The organism is Cellulosimicrobium cellulans (assembly GCF_001722485.1).
In the GTDB taxonomy this organism is placed as follows: Bacteria; Actinomycetota; Actinomycetes; order Actinomycetales; family Cellulomonadaceae; genus Cellulosimicrobium; species Cellulosimicrobium cellulans_A.
In genome coordinates this window covers 1-4,922 of sequence record NZ_LWGL01000206.1, presented here as the reverse complement: position 1 = coordinate 4,922, position 4,922 = coordinate 1, and the positions used below count along the sequence as shown (strand labels likewise).

General features: G+C 74.6%; 3 protein-coding genes and 1 pseudogene. 1 reads left to right on the top strand and 3 read right to left on the bottom strand.

Annotated elements, in window-relative coordinates; genetic code table 11:
• Positions 1 to 1,511, bottom strand: a 1,511-nt coding sequence (locus JZ5iCDA_RS15585) for a TPM domain-containing protein (protein WP_069387979.1), incomplete at its 3' end; no start/stop codon positions are given.
• Positions 1,512 to 2,127: 616 nt separating this feature from the next.
• Between JZ5iCDA_RS15585 and JZ5iCDA_RS15580 the strand changes: the two genes are divergently transcribed.
• A complete protein-coding gene (locus tag JZ5iCDA_RS15580) occupies positions 2,128 to 2,718 on the top strand; it encodes an endonuclease domain-containing protein (RefSeq protein ID WP_171905405.1) in 591 nt (196 codons plus the stop codon).
• Positions 2,719 to 2,815: 97 nt separating this feature from the next.
• On the opposite strand, the gene JZ5iCDA_RS15575 is transcribed toward JZ5iCDA_RS15580, so the two are convergent.
• Both JZ5iCDA_RS15575 and JZ5iCDA_RS19125 read right to left on the bottom strand, forming a co-directional pair.
• Positions 2,816 to 4,504, bottom strand: coding sequence for a DNA repair helicase XPB (locus tag JZ5iCDA_RS15575; protein ID WP_069387977.1), 1,689 nt, complete (start codon positions 4,502 to 4,504; stop codon positions 2,816 to 2,818).
• Between the two features lie 49 nt (positions 4,505 to 4,553).
• Positions 4,554 to 4,922: pseudogene (locus JZ5iCDA_RS19125) on the bottom strand (helicase-associated domain-containing protein); the annotation flags it as partial.

Genomic DNA, 4,922 nt, shown 5'->3' with positions numbered 1-4,922 from the left:
ATCGCGGCGTCGAGCGCGGCCTCCGCATCGGTGAGGCGGCGCAGCGCCGCGAGAGGGTCGCCGCCGTCGTGCACGGACGCCGCGACCTTCGCGGCGGTCTGCGCCTCCGCGAGCGCCGGCGTGACCGACGGGTTCCCGGGGGCGAGCCGGCCGGCGTCGGCGATGTCGGCCCGGATCGACGCGAGGCCCCGTTCGATGCGCGTGCCGGCCTCGGCGAGGTCCGTCCCGGCGCGGTCCACGGCGTCGAGGAGGGTGACCGCCTGGCCGACGGCGTTCTGCGCAGCGCGCGCGAGCGCGACGGCGGTGGCGCGGTCGCGGGAGGCGAGGGCGTCGCGCCCGCGGCCGACCGACTCGTGCGCGCCCGCGACGAGCGCCTCCGCCTGGTCGGGGTTGCGCGCGACGGACGCGAGCGCGGTCGCGGGGTACGTCCGGGCGAGCATGTCCAGCGTCGCGCGGGCCGGTCCGACGCGCGCGAGCACCTCGTCGGCGCGCTGCTCCGTCTCGTCGAGCACCTGCGGCGCCCGGGCGTGCAGCTGGCGGAGCTCGTCGAAGGTCGCGGACCGGGCGTCGAGGTCGTCGGCGACCTCGTCGCACAGCGTGATGATGCGCTCCATGGCGGCCCGCGCCTCGGCCTCCGTCTCCGGCTGTTCGTCGTCGAGCCGCTGGCGCAGCGCGAACGCCTCGGTGACGCGGCGACGACCCTCGGCGAGCGCGGCGGAGAAGTCCTGCGTCGCCTCGAGCCCGAACTGCGCCTGGGCGAAGCCGAGCTCCTGCTCCGACGTCGTGATGGCGTCGTCGATCGAGACGAGCGCGGCGCTCGCGCGCCGGTCGAGCTCCTCGGTGGTCAGCGCGTCCAGGCCGGACGGCGCCTGCGCGACCCCGGCCACCGTGCCGCGGCGGCGGTTCATCACCGACCGGACGACCAGCACGGCGACGAAGACGAGCACGCCGCCCACCGCCAGGAGGAGGACCCCGCTGGCGCCGCCGCCTCCCGACGCGGCGTCGTGCGCGGTGTCCGCGGCCGCGATCGCGGCTCCCGCCCAGTCGTCCTCGCGCAGGTGGTCCTCGACCGTCGCGACGACGCGCTCGAGCGCGGCGTCGCTCAGGCCGACGTTGTTGTCGTACGACAGCCCGTAGCGGCGGTCCTCGGTGCCCACCGCGAGCAGCAGGTCGTCCACGCCGAGGCCCGACGCCGTCGCCGTCGCGTTCGCCCAGTCGATGCCGTCCATGCCGTCCAGGTCCGGCACGTACACGACGAAGAGCTGCAGGTCGGTGTCCGCCGCGAGCCGGTCGAGCGCGTCCTCCACCTCGCCCGTACGGTCGCCCAGCACGCCCTCGGGGTCCGTGACCTCGCCCTCGACGGCCGTCGGCGGGACGGCGTGCGCCCCGCCCGCCGGCACGAGCAGCACGACGGCGGCCAGGAGCGCGCCGAGGGCCGCGAGCAGCACCCGGGAGCCGTGACTCGCGACGTCGCGGGCACGGGCGAGGGACGAGCGGTCGGGCAGGCTCACGCCGTGATCCTGTCCCAGGGCTCAGGAGCCTGCAACGGGACGACACCGGCAGGGGCAGGGGCTTCCCGTCGAGACGTGGATCTGCGCCCCGATCTCGCGCGCGATCGGGGCGCGGATCCACTTCTGAACCGGGTGCCCATCTCGTGTGCGCGTCCACAGGCCGCGGGCGTCCGACCATCGTCCACAGCTCTGCCGGCACGAGGATCTTGGGAGGTCACGCAGGTCCGATGCTCGGCCCGTGCTCGACGACACCACCCGGCGCGCCAGCCACGACGCGCGAGAAGCGACCTCCCGCCTGACGACGGAGCCTGGTCCGCTCCTCGTCGACCGGGCGTTCACGACTGCGCACGGCCGGCAGGCGGGACTGTCCCCGAAGGCCATGCGACATCCGCGGTTCGCGATCCCGACGCCGGGCGTACGGCTACCGGCGCACCTCGCCACGGACCTGCGCGCGCGGGCGGAGGCCGCGCTGCTCGTGGCGCCGACCGGGTCCGCGCTGAGCCACTCGACCGCCTTGCGCGCGCACGGTGCCGATCTGCCCGGAAGGCTCGACGCGGACGACCGGGTCCACCTCACCGTGCCGGTTCACGCAGTCGTCCCACGACGAGCCGGGATCGTGAGCCACACCTACGCGGCACCCGTGCTGCCGGTCTGCCGTGTCGGCGGGCTGCCGGTCGTGACCCCTGAGCACGCGTGGCAACAGCTCGCGGGCACCCTGCCGCCGGACGAGGTGGTGGTGCTCGCGGACGCGCTGCTGCGTCGCGAGCGGCCGTTGTCGAGCCTCGACGCCCTGCGGCGGACCGTCGTCGAGGCGCCCAGGGGAACGCGCGGCATCGCCCGCATGCGCGTCGCGTTGACGCTCGCCCGCGCGGGCACGGACTCCTGCATGGAGACCCGTGCACGCCTCCTGCTGGTCCACGCCGGTCTGCCGTCGCCCCGGGTCAACGTGCCCGTCCTCGACGCTCAGGGCCGGTTCGTCGCGATGCCGGACATGACGTACCGCGAGCAGCGGATCGCCGTCGAGTACGACGGCGACGTGCACCGCACCGACCGTCGCACGTGGCTCCGGGACATCGCGCGCAAGCAGGAGCTCGAGGCGCTCGGCTGGCGGGTGTTCGTGGTGACGGCGGACGACGTGTACCGGCATCCGGAGCGGCTCGTCCAGCGGGTGCGAGCGGCGCTGCGCGAGCGCACTGGTGCGCACTGACCACCCGGCTGCGCCGAGAAGTGGGTCGGTGCCCCGAATCTGGCGGATTCTGGGGCGCGGATCCGCTTCTCGGCGGCTGTCGCCGCGGAGTGCGGCCCTACTGCGCGGTGTCGGAGATGCCCAGGTCCTCGGCGTCGACGATGCGGTAGGCGTACCCCTGCTCCGCCAGGAAGCGCTGCCGGTGGGCGGCGAAGTCCTGGTCGACGGTGTCGCGCGCGACGACGGCGTAGAAGTGCGCCGTCCGGCCGTCGGCCTTGGGACGCATGACACGACCGAGGCGCTGCGCCTCCTCCTGGCGCGAGCCGAACGAGCCCGACACCTGGATCGCGACGGACGCCTCGGGCAGGTCGATGGAGAAGTTCGCGACCTTCGACACGACGAGCCGGGAGATCTCGCCCGAGCGGAACGCGTCGAACAGGCGCTGGCGCTCGCGGACCGTCGTGGCGCCCGTGATGAGCGGCGCGTCGAGGTGCTCCGACAGCTCCTCCAGCTGGTCGAGGTACTGGCCGATGACGAGGACCTGGTCGTCCGGGTGCTGCGCGACGATCTCCTCGACGACGCGGTTCTTGCCCGATGCGGTGGCCGCGAGCCGGTAGCGGTCCTCCGGCTCCGCGACGGCGTACGTCATGCGCTCCGACTCCGGGAGCGTGAGGCGCACCTCGACGCAGTCGGCGGGCGCGATGTACCCCTGTGCCTCGATGTCCTTCCACGGCGCGTCGTAGCGCTTCGGGCCGATGAGGGAGAACACCTCGTCCTCCCGGCCGTCCTCGCGCACGAGCGTCGCGGTGAGGCCGAGGCGGCGGCGCGCCTGCAGGTCCGCGGTCATGCGGAAGATCGGCGCGGGCAGCAGGTGCACCTCGTCGTAGACCACGAGGCCCCAGTCGCGCGCGTCGAGCAGCTCGAGGTGCGGGTACGCGCCCTTCCGCTTGGTCGTGAGCACCTGGTACGTCGCGATGGTGACCGGCTTGATCTCCTTGCGCGCGCCCGAGTACTCGCCGATCTCGTCCTCGGTGAGCGTGGTGCGGCGCACGAGCTCGTCGCGCCACTGGCGCGCGCTCACGGTGTTGGTCACGAGGATGAGCGTCGTGGTGCCCGACCTCGCCATCGCGCCCGCGCCGACGATCGTCTTGCCGGCGCCGCACGGCAGCACGACGACGCCGCTGCCGCCGTGCCAGAACCCGTCCACGGCCTGCGCCTGGTAGGGCCGCATCTCCCACGGCTTCGGCTCCTCGCCCTCGGCGCGCGGCGGCGTCGTCGGGCTGAGCGCGATGGGGTGCTTCTCGCCGTCGACGTAGCCGGCGAGGTCCTCGGCGGGCCAGCCGAGCTTGACGAGCACCTGCTTGAGGTGGCCGCGCTCGGACGGGTGCACGACGACCGTGGTCTCGTCGATGCGCTCGCCCACGAGGCCGGCGGTGCGCTTGGACTTGAGCACCTCGGCGAGCACGGCACGGTCCGTCGCCTCGAGGACGAGGCCGTGCACCGGGTGCTGCGCGAGCGTGAGCCGCCCGTAGCGCGACATCGTCTCGGCGACGTCGATGAGCAGCGCGTGCGGCACCGGGTACCGCGAGTACTCGATGAGGGTGTTGACGACCTGCTCGGCGTCGTGGCCCGCGGCGCGCGCGTTCCACAGCCCGAGCGGTGTCAGCCGGTAGGTGTGCACGTGCTCGGGGGCGCGCTCGAGCTCGGCGAACGGCGCGATGGCGCGGCGCGCGTCGTCCGCGCGCGGGTGGTCGACCTCCAGCAGGAGCGACTTGTCGCTCTGCACGATGAGAGGGCCGTCGGTCATGCGTCTCCTTCTTCGCCGAGATCGAGCCGGGGTCGCGAGGGGCGGCCCGTCAGCCGGACGGTGCCGGGCTTACGGACGCGATGCGGTGCACGGCCACGGTGAGCTCCGCGTCGCGTGCCGGGTCCTGCGCGCGCAGGCGCCCGCCGTCGAGCGTGAGCGGCCGCACGAGCCGCCGCGTCGGCGACCCGGCCGGTCCCACGACCTCGAGCCACACCATCGACGCGTCCGCGATCGCCTCGCGCAGGAGACCCAACGCCGCGCCGGGGTCGGTTGTTCCGCCCGCTGTCGCCACGGCCGTCCGCGACCTGCCCGACGACGTCCGCGCCCCCCCGCGGTCGGCCGCAGCGGAGGACGGGGCGGGGCCGGTGGCGGGGTCGGTGGCGTTGTCCGCGGCGGGCGCGCCCGCGGCCTCGTCGGC